This is a genomic window from Arthrobacter sp. ov407, assembly GCF_900102895.1.
In the GTDB taxonomy this organism is placed as follows: Bacteria; Actinomycetota; Actinomycetes; order Actinomycetales; family Micrococcaceae; genus Arthrobacter.
On sequence record NZ_FNGD01000002.1, the window covers coordinates 360,819 to 382,834 of the forward strand.

Sequence of the window (22,016 nt, forward strand, 5' to 3'; positions counted from 1 at the left end):
TCTGGGCGCATGCCTGAAGCTGTCATCGTTTCCACCGCCCGAAGCCCGATTGGGCGCGCCTTCAAGGGGGCCCTGAAAGACGAGCGGCCGGACGACCTCGCCGCCGCCATGGTCACGGCGGCCCTCGCCGGGATTCCGGCGTTCGATGCCGCCGCCGTGCCGGGCCGTGGCCTGGACGACATCTATCTGGGGTGCGCCGAGCCGAGCGGGGAGGCCGGTTCCAACATGGCCCGCGTGGTCAGCATCCTGGCCGGTCTGGACAACGTTCCGGCCGCCACCATCAACCGTTTTTGTGCCTCCAGCCTGCAGACGCTCCGGATGGCATTCCACGCCGTCAAAGCCGGCGAAGGCCAGGCGTTCGTTGCCGCCGGCGTGGAGGCGGTGTCCCGCTACCGGGACTGGGCCGGTGCCGGTGAGACCGACGCGACCACGCACAACCCGCGATTTGAGGCGGCCCGGAAACGCAGCGAGGCCCGGGCGGCCTCCAACACACCGTGGACCGACCCGCGCCTGGGCGGCCGGATGCCGGACGTGTACATCGCCATGGGCCAGACGGCGGAGAACGTCGCCACAAGCTACGGCATCACCCGCGCGGAGCAGGATGCCTGGGCGGTGCTCAGCCAGAACCGGGCCGAGGCAGCCATCGCCTCAGGGTTCTACGCCCGCGAAATCACCCCGTATACCCGCGCGGACGGCACGGTGGTCGACCGTGACGATTCGCCGCGTCCCGGCGTCACAGCCGAGGCCGTCGGCGCGCTGCAGCCGGTCTTCCGCAGCGGAGGCACCGTGACGGCCGGGAACGCCTGTCCGCTCAATGACGGGGCCGCCGCCGTCGTGGTCATGAGTGACGCGCGGGCCCGGGAGCTGGGCCTCGAACCGCTTGCCCGGATCGTCTCCACCGGTGTCAGCGCCCTGTCCCCGGAGCTGATGGGCATGGGCCCGGTGGAAGCGACCCGCCGGGCGCTCACGATCGCCGGGCTGACCATCCGCGACATCGAGCTCGTGGAGCTCAACGAGGCGTTCGCGGTCCAGGTGGTGGCCAGCGCCCGGGAACTCGCCGTCGATCCGGAGAAGCTCAACGTCCACGGCGGCGCCATCGCCCTGGGGCACCCGTTCGGGATGACCGGCGCCCGCATGACCACCACGCTGATCAACGGGCTCCGCGCCCGCGACGCTTCCCTCGGCCTGGCCACGCTGTGCGTCGGCGGCGGCCAGGGCATGGCTGTTGTGCTGGAGCGGCTCAGCTGAGGCGTTGCAGCTGATGGGTTGCGGCAGGTGCCCGTTGCCGCAAACACGAGGAGCCCCGCCGTTGGTCGGGGCTCCTCGTTAGAAAAACAGGGCGTTCAGGAACGACGCCGGTTACTCGTCGCCGCGGAGGATGGCCAGCAGTCGGATGATCTCGACGTAGAGCCAGACCAGCGTGACCGTGAGGCCGAAGGCGGCGGTCCAGGAGAAACGCTGCGGGGCCCCGGCGCTGATGGCCGCCTCGATGGACGTGAAGTCCATGATCAGGGAGAAGGCGGCCAGGCCGATCGCCAGGAAGCCGATGAAGACGCCGAGCGGGATACCGGCTATCTCCACGCTGGTGCTCAGGCCAAACGGCGTGGTCACCGCCCCGGTCATCATCATGACGACGTTGACGAGCGCGAACACCGCATAGCCGATCAGGGCGATCATGAAGAACCGCATGAGCTTGGGCGTCGCCCGGACCTTGCCGCTCTTGAACAGCACCAGTGTCACGGCGAAGACGGACAGCGTCCCGACGACGGCTTGGATGCCGACGCCCGGGAACAGGTTGTCGAGGATGCGGGTCAGGCCGCCGAGGAAGAATCCTTCGAGCAGCGCGTAGGCCAGGATCAGTCCGGGGGACGGCTGCTTCTTGAAGGTGTTGACCATCGCGAGGGCGAAGCCGCCGAGGGCCCCGAGGATCATCAGCATGGATCCGGTGCCCTGCGGGACGGCGAGCGCCACTGCGGCACCGACCACCAGGATGCCGAGGCACCCGGCAGTCTTGACGATGACGTCGTCGTACGTCATCCGGCCGATGTCAGCCGGGCCGGCCGCTGGGCGGTTGTACAGGTCCTGGAGCTGTTCCTGGCTCATGCCCTGCTGTGCAGAGTTCCACCCGCCCTGGCCCGGGGCCTGGCCGTAGGCGTTCTGGCCGTAGGCGTTCTGGCCATACGGGGCCTGCGGGGCAGGCGGTGCCTGGGTGGCTTCGCGGAAATTTTTTCCGCTGAAGATCGGGTTTCCGCCAGATGCCATTGCGGGTGCCTCCAAGATAAGGGGTGATGTTCCGGTGCGATGCGGACGACCCGAAAAGGGTCTTTATATAGTCACGCTACCAAGTCCCACGGCCGACGGGGAGGGATAGTTCCCCCCGGGGGTCGCCGCAACCGAACCGTGACCTAGGCAAGCGGGATATTCAGGGCGTCACCAAGGAATTGGTCGAGCCGCTTGGACGGATCCCTCGGCTGCGGCAGCGGGCCGGGAACCGGCGCCGGCGTTCCCGTACCGCTGTTGACAATGACGTCGTCGATATAGATGTCGGCCATTTGCTGATCGTGTTCGGAGCCGAGCTGGACCGTGTCGAGCGTCGTCGCGGAAATGCTGACAGTGCCCGCGTAGACGGAACGCCCGTCCCACCAGATTTGGACGTTGGTCTGGGGACCGTTGGGAACCACGTGCATGACCAGCCGGTGCCAGGAGTCTGAGGGGACATCCCGCCGCAATGTGGTGTAGGCGTAGCCTGCCGGTGACGAGGTGCGCAGCACCAGCTCATGGGAGATGTTCTGCCGGAAAACATCCAGGACGCGGACGCGGCCGGAAAAGAACCGGAAGTAAGGAACATTGTTCCCTCGCATTCCCTCAGCGGCGATATTGAACCATCCGTCCGCATACGCCTCGGTATTGCCAGGGGTCAGGCCCACTGCCAGCCTGGCGGTGGAACCGGGTTCAGCGGTGGTGTGCAGGCGGGCGGCGCAGCTACCGGAGTGCGACAGCCCGGTGGAGACGGAGGCACTCCCCGTCCCGTCCGAGGAGACGCCGAATCCGTCCAAGGTGCCCGCTTCAAAGCTGGAGGCTGCCGCCCTGATCCCCGGATAGGGGTCGGTGATTGCCCCTGTCGAGGGAACGCAGGCCTGCGCCCCGGCGGTTTCGGGGCCGAGGCTCAGCGCCGGAATGCCCAGGACCGCCAGCGCAAGCGAACCCGCGAGGCACAGCTTGACCACCCGCTTCATCACTCGGCCCTCCAAAATCGATTCAGGCGCTCTTTGCACCATAACGCCGCCGGACTTTGAAAAAGCTTGGATTCACATGTTCCGCATACCGGAGCGGACGTGCCCGGCCGGCGGCACCGGCACCAGGTTGGCCGGGCGAATCGGGGGCCGGGCCGGCCACTGTTTAGGCATACTCGGAATCAACAAAAGTTTTCTTTAGCCGGGCTACATCAAGGTGGCTCCGCGACTACACGGTTGTTACCCGATCGCGACGTTCTGCCTGCTCGCAGCGGCATTCTTTGACCCGCCCGGGCTGTAGCATAGGCCACACAGGGTGACGGACATCACAACAAATGATCGCATCTGCGAGACGCTCGTCCCCTGACCGTTCGCAACGGTTGCAAAGGCGCAACCCACAGCACCCCCATGTGGAGGTTTTCAATTTGAGAAGCACAACGAGCGGCCTGTCGCAGAGACGGCGCGGCAGACTACTGAAGGCTGTGGGGGCAGTATTTGCCGCCATGGCTGCGCTACTGCTCATAGTTGCCCCGGCGTCCAGCGCCGCGACCCCCTCGCCGACACCATCTCCGTCGGCGACCCAGTTCACGAACAGCATCAGCGGCTTCCTGCGCGGTGACGACCGCGCACCGATCCCCGGGGTAACCATCACCGCCACGAGTGGCGATTTCACGGGAACCACGAAATCGGGAGCCAACGGCGCCTGGACCATAGGCGTCCCCACCCAGGGGACCTACGAGGTCAAACTCGACGAGTCCACGCTTCCGCAGGGCATCAAACTGGCTGAGGGCCAGGAAAACCCCCGCAAGGTCACCTTCAGCCAGACCTCAAACCTTTCGGTGATCTTCACCTTTGGCAAGGGCATCGTCGTGGCCGAGGAGAACTTCGGGCAGAACCTGCTCAACCGGCTGGTGGCCGGCCTGAGCTTCGGCCTGCTGCTCGCCCTCGCGTCCGTCGGCCTCTCACTGATCTTCGGCACCACCGGCCTGACGAACTTCGCCCACGGTGAAATGGTCACGATCGGCGCCGTGCTGGTGTTCGCCTTCAACCAGATGCACCTTCCGTTCTGGCTTGCCATCATCCTGGCGGTCGTCGGCGGCGGCGTGTTCGGCTACGTCCAGGACGCGGGCCTCTGGAAGCCCCTGCGGCGCCGCGGAACCGGGCTTGTTCCGATGATGATCGTCAGCATCGGCCTCGCCCTCGCTGTGCGGTACATCATCCAGTTCTACTTCGGCGGCGCCACCCAGCAGCTGCCGTTTGCCCAGAGCGCGGAAATCCTGATCGGCCCGGTCTCGATCTCCCCCAACAACCTCTGGTCCCTCATCATCAGCGCCGCGGTGATCGCCGCCCTCGGCGTCGTCCTGCTCAAGACCCGCCTCGGTAAGGCCACCCGCGCGGTGGCCGACAACCCGGCGCTGGCCGCGGCCTCCGGCATCGACGTCGACTCCGTCATCCGGATCGTCTGGGTGGTCGGCGGCATGCTCGCTGCCCTCGGCGGCATCCTCTGGGCCTACTACCGACCCGGCGTCACCTTCGACATGGGCTCGCAGATCCTGCTGCTCATCTTCGCCGCCGTCACTCTCGGCGGCCTCGGCACAGTCTGGGGCGCCCTGGTCGGTTCCATCATCGTCGGCATCTTCGTTGAGCTGACCACCGTGTTCGGCCTCGCAGCCGACCTCAAATACGTGGGAGCGTTGTTCATCATGATTGTTGTCCTTTTGTTCCGGCCTCAGGGCATTCTGGGCCGCCGCGAGCGCGTGGGTTAGGAGACAGCCATGGATTTCGGATTCATATTTTCCAGCGCCGCCGGCGAACTCTTCAGCCCGACGACAGCTGCCTACGCCCTGGCCACCCTCGGCCTCGCGGTTCACTTCGGCTACACCGGCCTGCTCAACTTCGGCCAAGCAGGCTTCATGGCAGTGGGGGCCTACGGCTTCGCCATCTCCACCCTGACGTTCCACGTGCCGTTCTTCGTCGGACTGCTCATCGCCGTCATCTGCTCCGCCATCTTCGCTCTACTGCTGGGCATCCCGACGCTGCGGCTGCGGGCGGACTACCTGGCCATCGTGACCATCGCGGCGGCCGAAATCGTCCGCTACATCGTCACGACCAACCAGCTGACCGCCATCACCGGCTCGGCCAACGGCCTGGCCGCCTTCGAGGGCGATTTCTACGCTATGAACCCCTTCCCGCCGGGGACCTACATTGGCATGAACAACCGCGACTTCTTCATCCGGGTGGTCGCCTGGGCAGTCGTGGCCCTCTTCTGCACTCTGGTGTGGCTGCTGATGCGAAGCCCCTGGGGTCGGGTCCTCAAGGGCATCCGCGAGGACGAGAACGCCGTCCGCTCGCTCGGCAAGAACGTGTACGCCTACAAGATGCAGTCCCTGATCATCGGCGGCGCGCTCGGTGCCTTGGCAGGCATGATCTTCACGATTCCCCGCGGCGCGGTGCAGCCGGCCAACTACGGTACGGAACTGACCTTCTTCCTCTACACCTGCCTGCTACTCGGCGGCCTCGGCACTGTGCTCGGTCCGGTGGTCGGCGCCATGATCTTCTGGGTGGTGCTCTCACTCACCCAGGGCATCCTCTACGGCCTGATCGAGTCAGGCACCATTACGTGGCTGAACACGGTCCAGGCCGGGCAGCTGCGTTACATCCTGGTCGGCGTGGCGCTCATGCTGCTGATGATATTCAGGCCCCAGGGCGTTCTCGGCAATAAGAAGGAGCTGGCATTCGCATGAGCATTCCAAGCGAAGAGTCACGGGACGAACCCCGCACGTCGGAAGAAATCGACTACATGACGGACACCCGTCCGATCGCCGTCGGCGAGGCCGCCCCCGGCTGCAAGAAGCGTGATCCGATCGTGGTGGCGGAAAACGTCACCCGCAGCTTCGGCGGCATCAACGCCGTCGACGTCCAGTACCTCGAGATCCCGCGGCACAAGATCACCGCGCTGATTGGCCCCAACGGCGCCGGCAAGACCACGTTGTTCAACCTCCTCACGGGATTCGACACCCCGAACTCGGGAACATGGCAGTTCGAGGGCAACAACATCGCCGGCGTCTCCTCGTACAAGGTTGCCCGGATGGGGATGGTGCGCACGTTCCAGCTCACCAAGGTCATGGGCAAGCTCACCGTCCTGGAGAACATGCGCCTCGGCGCCTCCAGCCAGTCCGGCGAACGACTGTCGAAGGCCTTGTTCAAGGGCATCTGGGGCGGTCAGGAAAAGAAGATCACCCAGGAAGCCAACGTGCTGCTGGAGAAGTTCAAACTGGACGCCAAGAGGGACGACTACGCGGCGTCACTGTCCGGCGGGCAGCGGAAGCTGCTGGAAATGGCCCGCTCCCTCATGGTGCGGCCCAAGCTGGTCATGCTCGACGAGCCGATGGCCGGCGTCAACCCGGCGCTGACGCAGTCGCTGCTGGACCACATCAAGAACCTCAAGGCCGAGGGCATGACCGTCTTGTTCGTCGAGCACGACATGAACATGGTCCGCCACATCGCCGACTGGGTGGTCGTGATGGCAGAGGGCAAGATCGTGGCCGAAGGGCCTCCCGCCGAGGTCATGAAGAACCCCGCAGTGATCGACGCCTACCTCGGCGCACACCACGACGTGGATCTCGGCGACGCTGAGGGCATCAAGGAACTGGCCGCGGAGCTGGTCGCCGACGAGGAATCGATTGTCGGCACCGAAAACGCCGGCATCATCTCCGCCGATATCCTCACCACCGAGGCGGAGGAAGCGGAGACGAACGGGACGACGCGCGGCCGCCGCAGCGCAGGAGAGCCGAACCGCGCCGAAGAGCCGAATCGCACAGAGAAGGACACAGAATGAGCGCCACCAGCGCGGCACCGGCCGCCCAGCCCGCCTTCGATGGCGACTCGGTCGTGAAGGTCACCGATCTGGTGGCCGGCTACATCCCGGGCGTCAATATCCTCAACGGCTGCAGCATCGAAGCCCGCAAGGGCGAGCTGATCGGCATCATCGGTCCCAACGGCGCCGGCAAGTCCACGCTGCTGAAGGCCATGTTCGGCCTGGTCAAGGTCCACTCCGGCTCGGTAGTGGTCCGCGGGCAGGACATCACCGGGCTCAAGGCCAACAAGCTAGTCAGCAAGGGCGTCGGCTTCGTTCCGCAGAACAACAATGTGTTCGCCGCCCTGACCATCGAGGAAAACCTGCAGATGGGCATGTTCCAGCGGCCCAAGGACTTCGCCCAACGGTTCGACTTCGTCACCGACCTGTTCCCGGATCTCGGCAAGCGGCGCGCCCAGCGGGCCGGCTCGCTCTCCGGCGGCGAACGCCAGATGGTCGCCATGGGACGGGCCCTCATGATGGACCCGGCCGTGCTGCTGCTCGATGAGCCCTCCGCAGGCCTCTCCCCTGTCAGGCAGGATGAGACCTTCCTTCGGGTCCACGAGATCAATCGGGCCGGCGTCTCCGTCATCATGGTGGAGCAAAACGCGCGCCGCTGCCTGCAGATCTGCGACCGCGCCTACGTGCTGGACCAGGGCAAGGACGCGTACACCGGTACAGGCCGGGAACTCATGAAGGATCCCAAGGTCATCCAGCTCTACCTGGGGACGCTCGCAGACACTGCCGAATAGCACTTCGGGCAGGATCCCCGCAAGGGCCGTCACCAGCCGGTGGCGGCCCTTCTGCGTGCCCGGCGTACGTGGCGGGGCCCAGGCCTCTGGCCGCGGCCTCCGGGCGCCTCCGCAGCCACTTGCTCGGCGCCTGCGCTCGTTCCTCCCCGGCGGCCCTGTCCCCTCGCAAGCTCGGGCAGGGATCCCTACCGCCGTGGGCCCAGCAACAACGGCGCTTTCACAAGCGCCTGCCTCCGTCGCCCTCAGCGTTTGTCTCACCGGCCGCTCCCCCGGCGGAACGGCGACGGCGCCCGCGGCGCTGGGTTGGGGCGGGCATCTAGCGGGCTGAACCGGATTCCCGGCGTCGAACTCGTCTGGGCCCGGACGCTCCTGCCCCGCTCCCCGCACGCAAAAGACCCCCGTCCAGTGGACGGGGGTCTTTTGTTTGTCGGTGGGAAGCGGCTTACAGCTTGCCGAATTCTTCCTTGACCGGCTTGTAGGTGTTGTCATCCTGGAACTCGTAGATGCCGATGTAGGCTTCCGTCGGGTCGCCGGCGTCGGAGAACGATACGGGGCCGGACTGGCCGTCGTAGTCGATGTCCTTACCGTTGCGGAGCAGGGTGACGCAGCTCGGGAACGTGTTGCACTTCTCTCCACCCTCAGAAACTGCCTTGAGCTGGGCCGCGATGTCGGTGCCCTTGGTGCTCTTGGCGGCCTCGGAAGCCAGTGCGATCAGGTTCACGGCGTCGTAGGACTCGCCGGAGTAGCTGTAGTCCTTCAGCGCCGGGTCGATCGTCAGGAGCTTCTTCTTGAAGTCATCCTTGGCGAAGGTACCCGGGATGGTGCCCTGGGCGCCCTTCAGCGTTCCCGCCTGGAAGTCCTTGCTGTAGTCGGACATGTTGCCGTCCACCATGAAGATCTGGGTGGGCTTGACGCCCTTGCCCGTCATCAGCGGAACGATGCTCTTGGCCTGGTCGAAAGTGATCAGGGCAATGGCGTCCGGCTTAGCGGCCAGAACCTTGTCCACCTGGCTGCTGAACTGGGAATCGCCCTCATTGAACAGCTCCTGGGCAACAACCTTGCCGCCGGCTGCCTCGAAAGCGGACTGGACGTTCTTTGCAAGGCCGGTTCCGTAGGCGTCGTTCAGGACGATCATGCCGACCGTCTGGGCGCCACAGGTGGCCATGTAGTTGCCGAGGACCTTGCCCTGGAGCACGTCCGAGGGGGCGGTGCGCCAGTAGAGGCCCTTGTCATCCCACGCGGTGAAGTCCGGCGAGGTGTTGGCCGGGGAGAACTGGACGACGCCGGCACCGGTGATCTGGTTGATCACGGTCTTGGAGACACCCGAGGACGCGGCGCCGACGATTGCGCTGACGCCCTGTCCGAGCAGTGCCGTGGTGGACTGGGTAGCGATGTCGGTCTTGGTGTCGCCGGAGTCGCGGTGAACGACCTGGACAGGCTTGCCGAGGACGCCACCGGCATCGTTGACCTCCTTGATGCCGAGGTTAACACCGGCAATTTCGGGCGGGCCGAGGAAGGCCAGCGAACCCGTCGTCGGCAGGAGCGAGCCGATCTTCAGGGGCGTGGGGGTGGTGGTGGCCGAAGCGGGCACGGTGCCCGCGTCGCCAGCGGCGCTGGTACCGCCGCCGGTGGCGCTGGGTGCCGGGCATGCGATGCCGGCGGCCGCGGCTGAGCTGGATCCCGTCGAACTCGGGGCGGGTGAACCACCACAAGCCGTAGCCAGAAGGGCGACGCCGAGGCTAAGCACTGTGAGCTTAGCGACGCGGGGCGCAACCCGGGGGAGTGAAGTCATGTACAAGCTCCTCGATCTAAAGGTGCGAACGGCCTTTGACGCGAAAGATCAGGTGTTCCTGATTCCACTTCAAGCTAGTGCAATTTCGACGTGAAAATAAGTGACTACGGTCACATCCTTATAACACTCGTTGCATAGAGGAAATCTGGAGGGTTCCGCCGCCGCCGCAGGGCGACGCATAACAAAGTGCCCCAGGTGGGACTCGAACCCACAACACGCGGATTTTAAGTCCGCTGCCTCTGCCAATTGGGCTACTGGGGCGCCCGGTCAATGGTATCCCGTCGCCGGCCGGATCAGCCCGAAAAGGGGCCAGCGTACCGGAAGGTGCCGCTAACGCCGCCGGGCCAGACGGCGAGCGGGAGCAACTGGAAGTGCGCGCCCCAGCCGGCCTCCGGCGGTGCCACCCCGAGCGAGGTGGACGGTACAAAGCCAAAGCGGGAGTAGTAGTCGGGGTTGCCCAGCAGCGCGATCCCCCGCTCCCCCGCGGCGTTGGCCCGCGCCACCGTCTCGTTCATGAGCGCGGTGCCGATGCCGTGGCGCTGCAGCCGCGGCACCACCCCGATGGGCCCGAGCCCGAGCAGCTCCAGCTCGCCCACCCAGGCGCGGGTGCTGATCACATGCCCCACGATTTCGCCGTTGAGTTCCGCAACGACGCTGAACTCGGGGAGGTATTCCTGGCACTCGAACAGCCGGGCCAGCAGCTTCACCTCTTCGGGTTCGCCGTCGACGTGATGCCCGGTGACGGGCGAGATGGCAAACGCGGCGGCCGTGAGGGCGAGGATTTCCGGACGGTCCGCCGGTTCCTCGGTGCGCAACACGAGTTCCGGTGCCGGCTTGTGCTCGCCATGGTCGGCGACGAGTTCGTGCAGAATCTCCAGCGCACGGTCGGTGTCGGCCACGGGGACGAGCAGGTGGTCATGGTGGAAGCCGGCCAGGACGTTGCAGCTGATCTTCGCCTCGGTCAGGGCGGCGCTGACGGCTGCCGTCAGGCCGATCGCCTCGAGCGAAGAGTGCACCTGGAGGGTGATCCATGCTGCGACGAAGTCGTAGGAGAGCCCCAGGCTGTCCGCTTCGTCCCGCGGAAGCACGACGGTCAGCCCTTCCGCCTCGCGGACGGCGGCCGCGATTGCCCCGGCCAGGGGTTTGCCGTGTGGCCACAGGGCGTAGACGTACTCGCCGTCGCGCAGTTCGGGGTGCATGGTGGCCAAGAGGGTGTGCAGGTCCTTTTCAGCTGTCATGGAGCCAGTCTAGGCGCGGGTCGTGCGCACCTGTCCGCTCCCGCTGCCCCTGCGGCTGCCCGCAACGAAAACGGCGGCTGCTCCCCCGGAGGGGAACAGCCGCCGTCGTAAGTCAACCGCCAGAGTACTGGAAGCCGTTAGGGCCAGCAGTTATTTGGCGTCTGCCGGGACCGATTCATTCGACGCCGCCGTGGTGCCAGGCTTGGCTTCAGGCTTGGCTTCGGCCTTGGCGGCTTCCGGGGCAGCGGCCGGCTTCGGGGCCGGCGTCGCTGCGGCCACGAACGCGCCGCGCGGGTTGTCCAGGTCCATCAGCTGCGTGGTGTCGCGGCCCAGGAAGAACGCCCAGATCCAGCCGGAGATGACGCGGATCTTGCGCTCGAACGTCGGGATGGCCATGCCGTGGTAGCCGCGGTGCGCCAGCCAGGCCAGCGGGCCCTTGAGGCCGATGCGGCCCAGGAGGTTGATGTTGGCAACGCCCTTCCATTCGCCGAAGCCGGCGACGGCGCCCAGGTTCTTGTGCTTGTAATCCTTGAGCGGCTTGTCCCAGCGGGAGGCCCACAGGTTCTTGGCGAGGCGCTTGGACTGGCGCAGCGCGTGCTGGGCGTTCGGCACGCAGGTGCCGTCCGGCAGGCCGCTGCCCGTGAGGTCGGGAACGGCAGCGACATCGCCGGCGGCCCAGGCGTTGTCGATGATGCCCTCGTCGCCTGCGATGCGCAGGTCGGCCAGGACGCGGACGCGGCCGCGCGGCTCGAGCGGGAAGTCGGTGGAGCGAACCATCGGGTTGGCCTGCACGCCGGCAGTCCAGACCAGGGTGTCAGTCTCGAATTCCTGGGCCGGGCTCTTGTCCGGGAGGTTGATGAGCTTCAGGGAACCCTCGGCGTTGTCGAGGGAGGTGTTCAGCAGCACCTCGATGCCGCGGCTACGGAGGTGTTCGACGACCCATTCGGCCTGCGGCGCCGTGACCTCGGGCATGATGCGGCCCATTGCCTCGACCAGGACGAAGCGGACTTCCTCCTGCTTGATACGCGGGTTGTTCTTGACCGCGGCGCGGGCGAGGTCTTCCATTTCGGTGATGCACTCGATGCCGGCGAAGCCGCCGCCGACGACGACGAACGTCAGGGCGCGGGCGCGCTCAACGGGGTCCGTCATGAGCGAGCCGGTCTCGATGCGCTCGAGAACCTTGTTGCGCAGGGCGACGGCCTCTTCGATGGTCTTCAGGCCGATGCCCTTTTCCGCGAGGCCCTTGATCGGGAACGTGCGGGTGATGGCGCCAGCGGCCAGGACGACGTCGAAGTAGGGAACCTCGAAGGTGTCGCCACCGTCGGAGGGTGCGACCACTGCCGTGCGGTTGGCGTGGTCGATTGAGGTGACGCGGCCCTGGATGAGTTCCGTCTGCTTCAGGTGCTGGCGGTGCGAGACGACTGCGTGGCGCGCCTCGATGTTGCCGCCGGCAACCTCCGGCAGGAAGGGCTGGTAGGTCATGTAGGGCAGCGGATCCACGAGGGTGACGATGCCACCTGCATTCGCGATCTTTTTCTGAAGTTTAAGGGCTACATACAGGCCGACGTACCCGCCGCCGACGACGAGTACCCGGGGACGGTCCTGGAGCTGAGGGGAGGATGCCATGCGTCAAGAATACCGTAGTTTGTGAAAACCTTCACTAACTATGACGGGTTGCTGGAGGCCGCCGGATCCGCGGCCCCGGGTTCGGCGCCGGGTTCGGATTTGTCCGGTCCGTCGGGCCCGTTCTTTGGCGGCCTTCGCATCGCGGCCCGCAGCTGGACGGCAGCGGCCACCACGATTCCCACGAGCAGGCAGCCGAAGCCCAGGACCACCGCGGCCGGCAGGGCGCTGTCCAGCTGGGACGGCTTCTCCGCGACCGGCACGGTCGCTTCGGGCAGCGTGGGCGCAGCGCTGGAGGGCGCGGGCGCCGCAGCAGATGCAGTCGTGGCGAGGTTTCCGCGCCGGTGGACCCGGATCCAGTCCGAAATCGATCCCAGCGGATTGACCTTGGTTTCCGGAACATCGGCCTTCAGTGCGGCCTCGGCGTTCAGCACGCCGAAGCCGTAGAGCGGATCCTTCCCTGGCGCCCCGGCGTCCTTGGCCGTGCTGACGATCCGGTTGATGACCTGGCTCGCGGACATCTCGGGCCATTTGGAGCGGATCAAGGCAGCGACGCCGGCAACGATGGGCGTGGCCCCGGACGTGCCCGCCCACTCGGCATAGCCGCCGTTGGGCATGCCGCCGACCAGGTCCTCGGCGGGAGCAGCGACGCCGATGCTGATGCCCTGTGAGGAGGAGTCGATGCTGGCCGCGCCCGTGCGGTCCAGGCCCGCGACCGTCAGGACACCGGGAATCGTGGCCGGCGCGCCGACCTGGACGTTTCCGCCTACGCGGTTGCCCGCGGCGGCGACGATTACGACGTCCTTCTGTTCTGCGTAGAGGAATGCCGCGTCCCAGCTCTGCGGCCATGCCGGCGACGTGCTGCCGAGGGAGATGTTGATGACGCGGGCGCCGTTGTCGACGGCCCAGCGCACTGCCTCCGGGATCTGGGCCTGGTCACTCTTGCCGCCCGGGTTGGCGGAACCCAGCCAGGTGGAGACGGACAGCAGTTGGGCTTCCGGGGCGACGCCCACGATCCCTTCCGGTCCAACGGCGGGGCCAGAGCCGGGTGTGGCGCTGGCGCTCGGTTTGGCGCTCGGTTTGGCGCTTGCGTCGGGCGCCTGATGCCCGCGCCCGGCGAGCATGGTGGCCACCAGGGTGCCGTGTTCGGGTTTGGCGCCGATGCTCGCCTGGCCGTTGGCACTGCCTGCGCCGGAGATGTCGACGCCGCCGCCGAGCACGCCAGCCAGATCCGGATGTTTGCCGTCCACGCCGCTGTCAATCACGGCGACTTTGACGCCGGCTCCCTTGGAAACGTCCCAGGCTTTGGTGATGCCGGATTCGGCGAGCCAGTATTCCTTGTCCCGCCAGGAGTCGGCGTAGGCGGGTGTGGCTAGGGTCAGCGCCGCCGTAGACGCTCCGCCGGCAAGGGCCAAGGCCATCAACGCGGAGGCGGTCCGGCGGCGCCGGGCTGTTGCTCTGGTCATTCAGGTCCTATCGGCGGATGCGCCCGCGGCACGGCGCGCGCGGGGGCACAACTGCTGGGGGTCATCGGATGCTGAGGGCAATTCCGTCAAGAATATCGTGTTCACTGCTCACTGCCGTGGTGATGCGCCCGCCCGTGACATCGGCCAGGCGTTGCAGTATCCGCCGCCAAACGAGGCCGCCGGCGCCGATCACGTCCACCCGCCCGGGGTGCATGTACGGCAGCGCGGCCCGTTCCTCGCGGGTCATTTCGAGCAGCTCGGTGCATGCCTTCCAGACCGCGTCCAGGTCCAGTTCGGTGCCGTGGATCGCGGCCGGCGAATACTCCGGCAGGCGCAGCGCATGCGCCGTGATGGTGGTGACGGAACCCGCCACGCCGACGACGACCGTGGTGCGTTCCAGCGGAACGGTTTGTGCCGCCTCGCTGATGGCGGCGTCGACGTCGGCCTCAGCCGCTGCGATCTGCTCCGGGGTGGGCGGATCGCTGCGCAGGTGCCGTTCGGTCATCCGGACGCAGCCGACGTCGACCGAACGGGCGGCGATGACGCCGTCGGCGTTGCCCAGCACGAACTCCGTGCTTCCGCCGCCGAGGTCCACCACCAGCACGGGGTCCTCCCCGCGGGAGGGCTGGACACTGCTGGCGCCGGCGAAGGACAGCGCGGCTTCCTCGTCGCCGGTGATCACCTCGGGTTCGACGCCGAGGATGCCGCGGATGCCGTCGACGAAGACCTGCCGGTTGCTGGCATCGCGGGTGGCGGAGGTGGCCACGAAGCGCACTTTGTCGACGCCGTGCTCTTGGATGAGGGCGGCGTAGTCCCGGGTCGCGGCGAAGGTGCGCTCGAGCGCTTCCTGGGCAAGTTCACCTGTGGAGTCCACGCCCTGGCCCAGCCGGACCACGCGCATTTCCCGCACGATGTCGGTCAGCCGCGGCGTGGGTTGCCCGGTTGCGCCGTCTGTATCTGTGTTCACGCTCGCGCCCACATCTGCGATGAGCAGGCGGATCGAGTTGGTGCCGCAGTCTATGGCCGCGACCCGGGTCACTGGGACTCCCCCGCATCGGCGGTGTCAGCAGTGCCGGCGGTGTCAGCAGTGCCGGCGGCGGCCCGGGACTTGCGGACAGGGGCGGGCCGGCCCACGATCTCCGGCAGGCCTTGCGGTCCATGGCGGCTGAGGTCCCGGGACGGGGCCTCGCCGCCGGTGTCCCAGGCGCCGACGCAGTAGCAGCGGTCCACCGTCCACCATTCGGCGATGGCCGCGATCGACTCGTCACCGAGCGGGTTCACGCCCGGCCCGGCGGCCAGCGAGTGCCCCACGAGAACGTGCAGGCATTTGACGCGCGCCGGCATTCCGCCGGCCGAGACGCCGTCGATTTCCGGAACCGCACCAATGCCGGAGCGCGCGCCGATCTCGGCACGGGAGGCCAGATACGCCTCGTGGGCGCCGCGGTACCGGGCCGCGAGGCCGGCGTCGGCGGCGAGCCTGTCGTTCATTTCGTTCATCAGCCCGGCGGCCTCCAGCCGCGACACCGCCGAGGTGATCACCGGGTGCGTGAGGTAGAACGTGGTGGGGAACGGCGTACCGTTGCTGAGCCGCGGCGAGGTGGCGGCCACGAGCGGGTTTCCGCAGACGCAGCGGGCCGGGATTTCGACGACGTCCCGCACGGGCCGGCCCAGCTGGCGGCTCAGGACCTCGAGGTCGTGTGGCGACGGCAGGCGGGAGGCCTCCGGGGTGCTGGCCCTGTGCCGTGGCGCCGGAGTCTGGGCTGTCTGCACCGGGGTGCTCTCGTCCGCTCGGTTCTGGTCCACTCGGTTCTCGTCCACGGGAGTGGCACCTTCCTGCCCTGTTCCGGATTGTCCGCGGGACAATCCCGGCGGCGGGCGCCGCTTCTAGTCTGTTGCCGATCGCCTGATGGACTCCCAGAGGGAGTCCACCCACGGCAGGTTGGCCGGGTCTTGTGCTGATGCTGCACCCGCCGCGCCACTGGGCTGTGAGGCAGGAAGATCGCTGCCGAATACCCAGTAGCCCGTCTCTCCGGGCATAACCATGTTAATGCGGTCGCGGGCCTGCTGTTTCACGTAGTTGGGATCCTGCCACCGCGAAACCTGGCGTTTGAGGTCCTCCTGCTTGGTCTGCTTGGCCGCGATGTCGGCCTGCAGCGCCGCGATTTCGGCGCGTTTGTCGAGGAAGATCTTGACGGTGGGGGCCAGCAGGATGGTGATGGCAATCATCACGACGCCGAGCGCAAGCAGCCGGCCCGAGAACGCCTTGGCGGGCACCGGGTCGAGGGATTCGTCCGCATTTCCTGCGGCGGTCCCGTTCGCGGCTTTGCCGCCAGCCTTGCCGGGTGCCGGCCGGGTTGCCGGTTTTGCGGCGGCTTGCTTGCCCGCTGCGGGTGCTGACGCACGTGGAGAGGCAGGCGCAGCGCCGGAGGGCGTTGCCGGCGTCGGCGCGCCGCTGCGGGAGCCGCCAAAGTCCGCCTGGATGACTTCGCCGCCGTCGTCTGCTGCCCCCAGGCCAGTGGCCGCAGGCTTGGCGGCAGCAGCCTTGGCGGCCGCAGGCGTAGCCCGGGGAACATTGGGGCGTCGGGTAGCCATGTCACTCCTTCAAATGCGGACCAAAAACAGAACCGGTGGCCATGGTCTTTCAACCATAGCCACCGGTTACCGGTTTTCGCGGCTAACTAGCCTTTGAAACGCGGGAACGCGCTGCGTCCGGCGTACCGTGCGGCGTCATCGAGTTCCTCTTCGATGCGCAGCAGCTGGTTGTACTTGGCAACGCGCTCGGAGCGTGCCGGGGCACCGGTCTTGATTTGTCCCGCGTTGGTGGCAACGGAGATGTCGGCAATGGTGGTGTCCTCGGTTTCGCCAGAGCGGTGCGAGGTGATGGTGGTGTAACCGGCACGCTGGGCCAGTGACACGGCGTCCAGCGTCTCGGTCAGGGAACCGATCTGGTTGACCTTGACGAGCAGCGAGTTCGCGGTCTTGGTGTCGATGCCGCGCTGCAGGATGGCCGGGTTGGTGACGAAGAGGTCATCGCCCACGAGCTGGACCTTGTCGCCGATGCTGTCGGTGAGGGTCTTCCAGCCTTCCCAGTCGTTCTCGTCCAGCGGATCCTCGATCGAAACCAGCGGGTAGTCGGCCACGAGCTCGGCGTAGTAGGCGCTCATCTCGGCGGCGGAAAGTGCCTTGCCTTCGAATTGGTAGGCACCATCCTTGAAGAACTCGGAGGAGGCGACGTCCAGGGCCAGTGCGATGTCCTTGCCCGGGGTATAGCCGGCGTTCTTGATGGCTTCCTGGATCAGGTCCAGGGCGGCACGGTTGGACGGCAGGTTCGGGGCGAAGCCGCCCTCGTCGCCCAGGCCGGTGGACAGGCCCTTAGCCTGCAGGACGGACTTGAGGTTGTGGTAGACCTCGACACCCCAGCGCAGGCCCTCGGAGAAGGTCTCGGCGCCGATCGGGACAATCATGAATTCCTGGATGTCCACGTCGGAGTCGGCGTGCGAGCCGCCGTTGAGGATGTTCATCAGCGGCACGGGCAGGACGTGCGCGTTGGGACCGCCGAGGTACTTGTACAGCGGCAGGTCTGCGGAGGCGGCGGCAGCGTTGGCCACGGCCAGGGAGACACCCAGGATGGCGTTGGCGCCGAGCTTGCCCTTGTTGGGGGTGCCGTCCAGGTCGATCATGGCCTGGTCGATGCTGCGCTGGTCAGTCGCGTCGAAACCGGTCAGGGCCGGGGCGATCTGGTCGATGACCGCGTCGACGGCCTTCTGGACGCCCTTGCCGAGGTAGCGGCCCTTGTCGCCGTCGCGGAGTTCAACGGCCTCGTGCTCGCCGGTGGAAGCGCCGGAGGGAACTGCTGCGCGGCCGATCTGGCCGTCCGAGAGCAGGACTTCAACTTCTACGGTCGGGTTGCCACGGGAATCGAGGATCTCGCGGGCGTGGATGGCATCGATAAGCGCCATGGATATGCTCCTTTGGGTGAAGCGATCTGCAGGGAATCTGACTGCTTGGACTCTGGATGTACATCAAGTACGAAAAAGCCGACGTCGTCGTCGCTACTAGCGTAGTCGAGAGCGGGATAAGTTACGGAAACCTATCCAACCCCCGGACGTCATGATGCCGACGGTATTTTTCCTGCGCCATTGTGGCGGTATTTTGCGCTATTGCGCCGAGGGCGTCGAGCCGTTGCTGTCCTGGAAGCGGCGGAGGGCTCCGCGGAGAGCGCGCTCGGCGTCGAGCCCGCCGGCCCGAGCACCCGCCGCGATCCCGAACAGGAGGTCGCCGAGTTCCTCCTCGGTGGCCGGGATTTCGACGGCGGTGCCGACGGCGGTTTGGCCGGTGGCCGGTGGCAGGTGCGCGCGTTCGGCCCGGTCCAGGAGTTTTTGGGCCCGGGCCAAGGCCGGAAGGGCGGCAGGAACGCCGTCAAAGACATGGCCGCGTTCCGGTTTTTCGGCCTTCTTGACGGCATCCCATTTCAGGACGATCTCCTCCACCGTTGCCGGGAAGGAATCCTGCAGCGAGCCGTCGGGCCGGAACACGTGAGGGTTGCGGCGGATCATCTTGGCGGTCAGTCCGCGGGCGACGCCGTCGAGGTCGAAGGCGCCGCGCTCCTCGGCGAGCCGGGCGTGCAGGACCACCTGAAGCAGCACGTCGCCCAGCTCGGACTTCAGTTCGGCGTCGCCGCCGGCCGTCTCGATGGTCTCCGCGACCTCGTAGGCCTCCTCCAGGAGGTACTCCACCAGGGACTCGTGGGTGAGGGCACCCATCCAGGGGCAGTGCTCGCGCAGGGCCGCAATCGTCCCCACCAGCGCCCCGACCTCGCAAGCTCGGCCGGGGACCCCGGCTGGCGTGGGCCCAGCCAGCCCCTGGATGGGTGGGGTGTCCTCGTTAGCCAAGGTCGGCGTAGGCCTCGTTGATGTATTCCACGAGGGCTTCCTTCTCCTCGAGCGGGAGGAAGGCGGCCTCGGCTGCGTTCAGCGTCAGCTCCAGCAGGTCGTCGAGGTCGTAGTCGAACGTCTCAACCAGGAGCTCGAACTCGTCGGTCAGCGTGACTCCGCTCATGAGCCGGTTGTCGGTGTTGATGGTGACGTTGAAGCCGAGCTGATAGAGCATGTCCAGCGGGTGGCTTTCGATGCCCTCACCGAAGCCGGCGATAGCGCCGGTCTGCAGGTTCGAGGAGGGGCAGATCTCCAGGGCGATGCCGCGGTCGCGGACCCAGCTGGCGAGCTCGCCGAGGGTCACCATGCCGATGGTGTCGTTGACTTCGTCGCCCTGGGCGTCCGCGTCTTCGTCATCTTCGAATTCGATCGTGACGTCCTCGGCGATCCGGACGCCGTGGCCCAGGCGCAGGGCCCGGCCGTCGACGAGTGCCGACTGGATGCTGTCCAGGCCGGCGGCTTCGCCGGCGTGGACGGTGGCCGGGAAGTTGTGCTGGGCCAGGTAGGTGAAGGCGTCCTTGAAGCGGGACGGCAGGAAGCCGTCCTCGGCGCCGGCGATGTCGAAGCCGACGGCGCCGTTGTTGCGGTGGCGGACAGCCAGTTCGGCGATCTCCTGGCCGCGATCGGCGTGGCGCATGGCGGTGATGAGCTGGCCCACCTGGATGTCGCGGCCGGTCTCGGCCACGGCGTCCACGCCGGCTTCGAGGCCTGCCTGCACGGCCTCCACCACTTCGTCCAGGCTCAGGCCCTTCTGCAGGTGCTGTTCGGGCGCCCAGCGCACCTCGCCGTACACGACGCCGTCGTCCGCCAGGTCTTCGACGAATTCCTTCGCGACGCGGAACAGGCCTTCCTTGGTCTGCATCACGGCGATGGTGTGGTCGAAGGTCTCGAGGTAACGGACCAGGGAGCCGGAGTCGGCGGATTCGCGGAACCACTCCCCCAGCGCGACGGGGTCCGTGGAGGGCAGCGTGTGGCCGGCAGCCTCCGCGAGTTCAATGATGGTGGCCGGGCGGAGTCCGCCGTCCAGGTGGTCGTGCAGGGAAACCTTGGGAAGGACCTTCAGGTCGAAGTCGAGGTCAGGGGCAGCGTCAGGAATAGTCTCAGTCACGTTCCAACCATAGGGTCGCTGGGCGCCGGAAGCTACTTTCTGGATACCCCGGCCTCAGTAGACGGACCGGCCAGCATCGTGCCCTGCATCCCGGAAGCGGATTCCGGGACGAATTCGGCGTCGGCCTGGACGGGCCCGGCGTCGTTGCGGCCAAGGCGTTTGTGCCACCAGCGCAGGAGGTGGTCGATGAGGACGCCGAGCACAATCGCGAACACCACCGCGATCCCCGCGCTGAGAAGCGGGTTATGGTGCAGCCACGGGAAGGAACTGGCCAGGACGCCGATGCCGATCGAGTAGCCCACCCACGTGAGGCACGCGAAGGCGTCGAGGAAGAAGAATCTCCTGTGCGGGAACGCCGTCGTGCCCGCCACGTAGTTCACGGCGACACGGCCCCACGGGATATATCGGGCGGTGAAGATCAAGACGGCGCCGCGCTTCTCGAGTTCATAGTGTGCCCACCCGAAGACCTTTTGAACCTTCGGTTTTCGCATCCACCGGAACCGCTCAAGGCCAATCTTGCGGCCGAGCATGTACGCCATGTTGTCGCCGGCCATCGCCCCAACGAGCGCCGTGAGGCCGAGAATCCACAGATTGGGCTGGCCGCTGTGCACGGAGTACGCCGCAAGGGCAACGATGAGGGTCTCGCTGGGGACCACCATCGCGAAGCCGTCCACGAAGAAGAAGACCAGCAAAAGGGGGTAGATCCACCACTGGCCAGCGGCATGGAGCACGGCCTCGTTTATGAACTCCATGCGAGCGGCGCTCCTTGATGACTGGGAACGGACAACTAAGCCGTAACGTACATGCGATGACAGTGGGTGGAACGTTGGACGAAGTGCGGCCAGCTAGCGTGACGCAAATCGCTCCTAAGTGTCCCACGGGCTGGGCCAATCCGCCTAGGACTCGGCGGGCGGAACGGAATGCGTTGGTTCCTCCGGACTGCGGCCGCGCACCTTGCTGATCACGCGGTCCAGGATGACGCCCAGGACAATGGCGCAGACGATCGCAATGGCCGCGCCCAGCACGTGGTTTTTCGCAAACCACGGGCCAACAAACAGGCCGATCCCCACCGAGTAGCCCGCCCACAGCAGCGCCGAAAGTACCGTCAGGCTGACGAATCTGCTCCGTGGATAGTGTGTGGCGCCGGCGGTCAGGTTGACGGCCACCCGTCCGATCGGGACGAAGCGCGCCACGAGGATCAGTGAGGCAGGGCGTTTCCGCAGCTCCCGTCCGGCCCAGCGGAAGGCCGCCTGCATGCGGGGGCCGCGCATCCATGCCCAGCGCCGCGTTCCGGCCCGACGGCCGATCAGGTAAGCCAGGTTGTCGCCCAGGAATGCACCTGCGGCGGCGGTGGCGATCAGGAGCGCCGGATTGGGAACATCCGCCGTGGCGGCGACTGCAGCCAGGCCCACCACCACCGACTCGCTCGGGATCGGCGGAAAGAAGCCGTCGATCACGCAGCAGGCGAAAACCAGGACAAGGACCCAGGGCTGCCCTGCGGCGGCGAGGATGAAGTCGTTGATTGCCTGCACAGCTTCCTAACGCGCGGCGGGACCAGATAGATCCAAGCGCAGGCTCGGCCGGAGCCGGGCCTGCGCTTGAAAGGGTACTGCTGTGGAGTCAGTGTACCGCCGGCCGCTGCCGCCGCTTGCCCTATCACCTATGGCGGCTAAACCGGGGGCAGAGTCATATGGTCGCAGCAACGCTCTGACTGATGGAGCGTTTGATGGTCAATGTGTTTTCCCTGGATGCGCGCACTGAGTTCTTCGATCTGGTGTGCGCAGGGATGTCGATTCTTGCTGCGGCCCGGCGTGTCGGAGCCACTCATGGGACCGGGAGGAACTGGTGGGCCCAGTCTGGCCGGATGATGACTGTGGACATGGGGCCCGTCGGGGGTCTTTCGGATCCGGCGCCCACGGCCGAAGGGCCGGGGGGCCGGGCATTGAACCTGGCTGAGCGGGGAATGATCCAGATGGGCCGGCGGGGCGGGCTCAGTTACGCCAAGATTGGCGAG

Annotated in this window: 19 protein-coding genes and 1 tRNA gene; 5 read left to right on the top strand and 15 right to left on the bottom strand. The window is 66.8% G+C overall.

The window, feature by feature from the left end; translation table 11 throughout:
* Nucleotides 1-9 precede the first annotated feature (9 nt).
* A complete protein-coding gene (locus tag BLS42_RS04370; RefSeq protein WP_090576972.1) occupies nucleotides 10-1,248 on the top strand; it encodes an acetyl-CoA C-acetyltransferase in 1,239 nt (412 codons plus the stop codon).
* 111 nt (nucleotides 1,249-1,359) lie between these two features.
* Here the strand turns inward: BLS42_RS04370 and BLS42_RS04375 are convergent, their stop codons facing one another.
* Nucleotides 1,360-2,262, bottom strand: a complete 903-nt coding sequence (locus BLS42_RS04375) for a Bax inhibitor-1/YccA family protein (protein WP_090576975.1) — start codon at nucleotides 2,260-2,262, stop codon at nucleotides 1,360-1,362.
* Between the two features lie 143 nt (nucleotides 2,263-2,405).
* Complete coding sequence (locus tag BLS42_RS04380; protein ID WP_143019137.1) at nucleotides 2,406-3,239, bottom strand: hypothetical protein; 834 nt, start codon at nucleotides 3,237-3,239, stop codon at nucleotides 2,406-2,408.
* A 497-nt stretch (nucleotides 3,240-3,736) separates the two neighbouring features.
* Between BLS42_RS04380 and BLS42_RS04385 the strand changes: the two genes are divergently transcribed.
* Genes BLS42_RS04385 through BLS42_RS04400 form a run of 4 tightly spaced genes read left to right on the top strand, consistent with a single transcriptional unit; the run spans nucleotide 3,737 to nucleotide 7,841 of the window.
* Nucleotides 3,737-4,999 carry a branched-chain amino acid ABC transporter permease gene (locus tag BLS42_RS04385; protein ID WP_256336237.1) on the top strand — a complete coding sequence of 421 codons (1,263 nt, stop codon included), beginning with the start codon at nucleotides 3,737-3,739 and terminating at the stop codon, nucleotides 4,997-4,999.
* A 9-nt stretch (nucleotides 5,000-5,008) separates the two neighbouring features.
* Nucleotides 5,009-5,977: a branched-chain amino acid ABC transporter permease gene (locus tag BLS42_RS04390; protein ID WP_090576984.1), complete on the top strand. Its 969-nt coding sequence runs from the start codon at nucleotides 5,009-5,011 to the stop codon at nucleotides 5,975-5,977.
* A complete protein-coding gene (locus BLS42_RS04395; RefSeq protein ID WP_176803163.1) occupies nucleotides 5,974-7,071 on the top strand; it encodes an ABC transporter ATP-binding protein in 1,098 nt (365 codons plus the stop codon). Before BLS42_RS04390 ends, BLS42_RS04395 begins: the two co-directional genes overlap by 4 nt.
* The gene (locus BLS42_RS04400; protein WP_090576987.1) at nucleotides 7,068-7,841 is read left to right on the top strand and encodes an ABC transporter ATP-binding protein; all 774 of its coding nucleotides are present in this window, start codon (nucleotides 7,068-7,070) and stop codon (nucleotides 7,839-7,841) included. The genes BLS42_RS04395 and BLS42_RS04400 overlap by 4 nt, the downstream gene beginning before the upstream one ends.
* A 442-nt stretch (nucleotides 7,842-8,283) precedes the next feature.
* On the opposite strand, the gene BLS42_RS04405 is transcribed toward BLS42_RS04400, so the two are convergent.
* From BLS42_RS04405 to BLS42_RS04465, 13 genes are all read right to left on the bottom strand, one after another.
* Nucleotides 8,284-9,633, bottom strand: coding sequence for an ABC transporter substrate-binding protein (locus tag BLS42_RS04405; RefSeq protein WP_090576991.1), 1,350 nt, complete (start codon nucleotides 9,631-9,633; stop codon nucleotides 8,284-8,286).
* 187 nt (nucleotides 9,634-9,820) lie between these two features.
* A tRNA-Leu gene (locus BLS42_RS04410) sits at nucleotides 9,821-9,894 on the bottom strand.
* A 32-nt stretch (nucleotides 9,895-9,926) separates the two neighbouring features.
* Nucleotides 9,927-10,871 carry an N-acetyltransferase gene (locus tag BLS42_RS04415; protein ID WP_090576994.1) on the bottom strand — a complete coding sequence of 315 codons (945 nt, stop codon included), beginning with the start codon at nucleotides 10,869-10,871 and terminating at the stop codon, nucleotides 9,927-9,929.
* Nucleotides 10,872-11,021: 150 nt separating this feature from the next.
* A complete protein-coding gene (locus BLS42_RS04420) occupies nucleotides 11,022-12,497 on the bottom strand; it encodes an NAD(P)/FAD-dependent oxidoreductase (RefSeq protein WP_090576997.1) in 1,476 nt (491 codons plus the stop codon).
* A gap of 38 nt (nucleotides 12,498-12,535) precedes the next feature.
* A complete protein-coding gene (locus BLS42_RS04425) occupies nucleotides 12,536-13,960 on the bottom strand; it encodes a S8 family serine peptidase (RefSeq protein ID WP_090577002.1) in 1,425 nt (474 codons plus the stop codon).
* 61 nt (nucleotides 13,961-14,021) lie between these two features.
* Nucleotides 14,022-14,999: a Ppx/GppA phosphatase family protein gene (locus BLS42_RS04430; RefSeq protein ID WP_090577005.1), complete on the bottom strand. Its 978-nt coding sequence runs from the start codon at nucleotides 14,997-14,999 to the stop codon at nucleotides 14,022-14,024.
* The gene (locus tag BLS42_RS04435) at nucleotides 14,996-15,730 is read right to left on the bottom strand and encodes a DUF501 domain-containing protein (protein WP_256336244.1); all 735 of its coding nucleotides are present in this window, start codon (nucleotides 15,728-15,730) and stop codon (nucleotides 14,996-14,998) included. Before BLS42_RS04435 ends, BLS42_RS04430 begins: the two co-directional genes overlap by 4 nt.
* A gap of 114 nt (nucleotides 15,731-15,844) precedes the next feature.
* A complete protein-coding gene (locus BLS42_RS04440) occupies nucleotides 15,845-16,552 on the bottom strand; it encodes an FtsB family cell division protein (protein ID WP_090577008.1) in 708 nt (235 codons plus the stop codon).
* Between the two features lie 86 nt (nucleotides 16,553-16,638).
* On the bottom strand, nucleotides 16,639-17,919 hold the full coding sequence (eno, locus tag BLS42_RS04445; RefSeq protein WP_090577011.1) for a phosphopyruvate hydratase: 1,281 nt from the start codon (nucleotides 17,917-17,919) through the stop codon (nucleotides 16,639-16,641).
* A 198-nt stretch (nucleotides 17,920-18,117) separates the two neighbouring features.
* Nucleotides 18,118-18,723: a MazG nucleotide pyrophosphohydrolase domain-containing protein gene (locus tag BLS42_RS04450; protein WP_090577014.1), complete on the bottom strand. Its 606-nt coding sequence runs from the start codon at nucleotides 18,721-18,723 to the stop codon at nucleotides 18,118-18,120.
* A gap of 121 nt (nucleotides 18,724-18,844) precedes the next feature.
* Nucleotides 18,845-20,002, bottom strand: a complete 1,158-nt coding sequence (locus BLS42_RS04455) for an adenosine deaminase (RefSeq protein WP_090577017.1) — start codon at nucleotides 20,000-20,002, stop codon at nucleotides 18,845-18,847.
* Nucleotides 20,003-20,034: 32 nt separating this feature from the next.
* Nucleotides 20,035-20,754: a DedA family protein gene (locus BLS42_RS04460; protein WP_090577020.1), complete on the bottom strand. Its 720-nt coding sequence runs from the start codon at nucleotides 20,752-20,754 to the stop codon at nucleotides 20,035-20,037.
* A gap of 144 nt (nucleotides 20,755-20,898) precedes the next feature.
* Nucleotides 20,899-21,534, bottom strand: coding sequence for a DedA family protein (locus BLS42_RS04465; protein WP_090577023.1), 636 nt, complete (start codon nucleotides 21,532-21,534; stop codon nucleotides 20,899-20,901).
* Between the last annotated feature and the right edge of the window lie 482 nt (nucleotides 21,535-22,016).

Coding starts and splice junctions, on each gene's coding strand:
- BLS42_RS04370 (WP_090576972.1), top strand. CDS start 10: ATGCCTGAAGCTGTCATCGTTTCCACCGCCCGAAGCCCGATTGGGCGC.
- BLS42_RS04375 (WP_090576975.1), bottom strand. CDS start 2,262: ATGGCATCTGGCGGAAACCCGATCTTCAGCGGAAAAAATTTCCGCGAA.
- BLS42_RS04385 (WP_256336237.1), top strand. CDS start 3,737: ATGGCTGCGCTACTGCTCATAGTTGCCCCGGCGTCCAGCGCCGCGACC.
- BLS42_RS04390 (WP_090576984.1), top strand. CDS start 5,009: ATGGATTTCGGATTCATATTTTCCAGCGCCGCCGGCGAACTCTTCAGC.
- BLS42_RS04395 (WP_176803163.1), top strand. CDS start 5,974: ATGAGCATTCCAAGCGAAGAGTCACGGGACGAACCCCGCACGTCGGAA.
- BLS42_RS04400 (WP_090576987.1), top strand. CDS start 7,068: ATGAGCGCCACCAGCGCGGCACCGGCCGCCCAGCCCGCCTTCGATGGC.
- BLS42_RS04405 (WP_090576991.1), bottom strand. CDS start 9,633: ATGACTTCACTCCCCCGGGTTGCGCCCCGCGTCGCTAAGCTCACAGTG.
- BLS42_RS04415 (WP_090576994.1), bottom strand. CDS start 10,871: ATGACAGCTGAAAAGGACCTGCACACCCTCTTGGCCACCATGCACCCC.
- BLS42_RS04420 (WP_090576997.1), bottom strand. CDS start 12,497: ATGGCATCCTCCCCTCAGCTCCAGGACCGTCCCCGGGTACTCGTCGTC.
- BLS42_RS04425 (WP_090577002.1), bottom strand. CDS start 13,960: ATGACCAGAGCAACAGCCCGGCGCCGCCGGACCGCCTCCGCGTTGATG.
- BLS42_RS04440 (WP_090577008.1), bottom strand. CDS start 16,552: ATGGCTACCCGACGCCCCAATGTTCCCCGGGCTACGCCTGCGGCCGCC.
- eno (WP_090577011.1), bottom strand. CDS start 17,919: ATGGCGCTTATCGATGCCATCCACGCCCGCGAGATCCTCGATTCCCGT.
- BLS42_RS04450 (WP_090577014.1), bottom strand. CDS start 18,723: ATGGGTGCCCTCACCCACGAGTCCCTGGTGGAGTACCTCCTGGAGGAG.
- BLS42_RS04460 (WP_090577020.1), bottom strand. CDS start 20,754: ATGGAGTTCATAAACGAGGCCGTGCTCCATGCCGCTGGCCAGTGGTGG.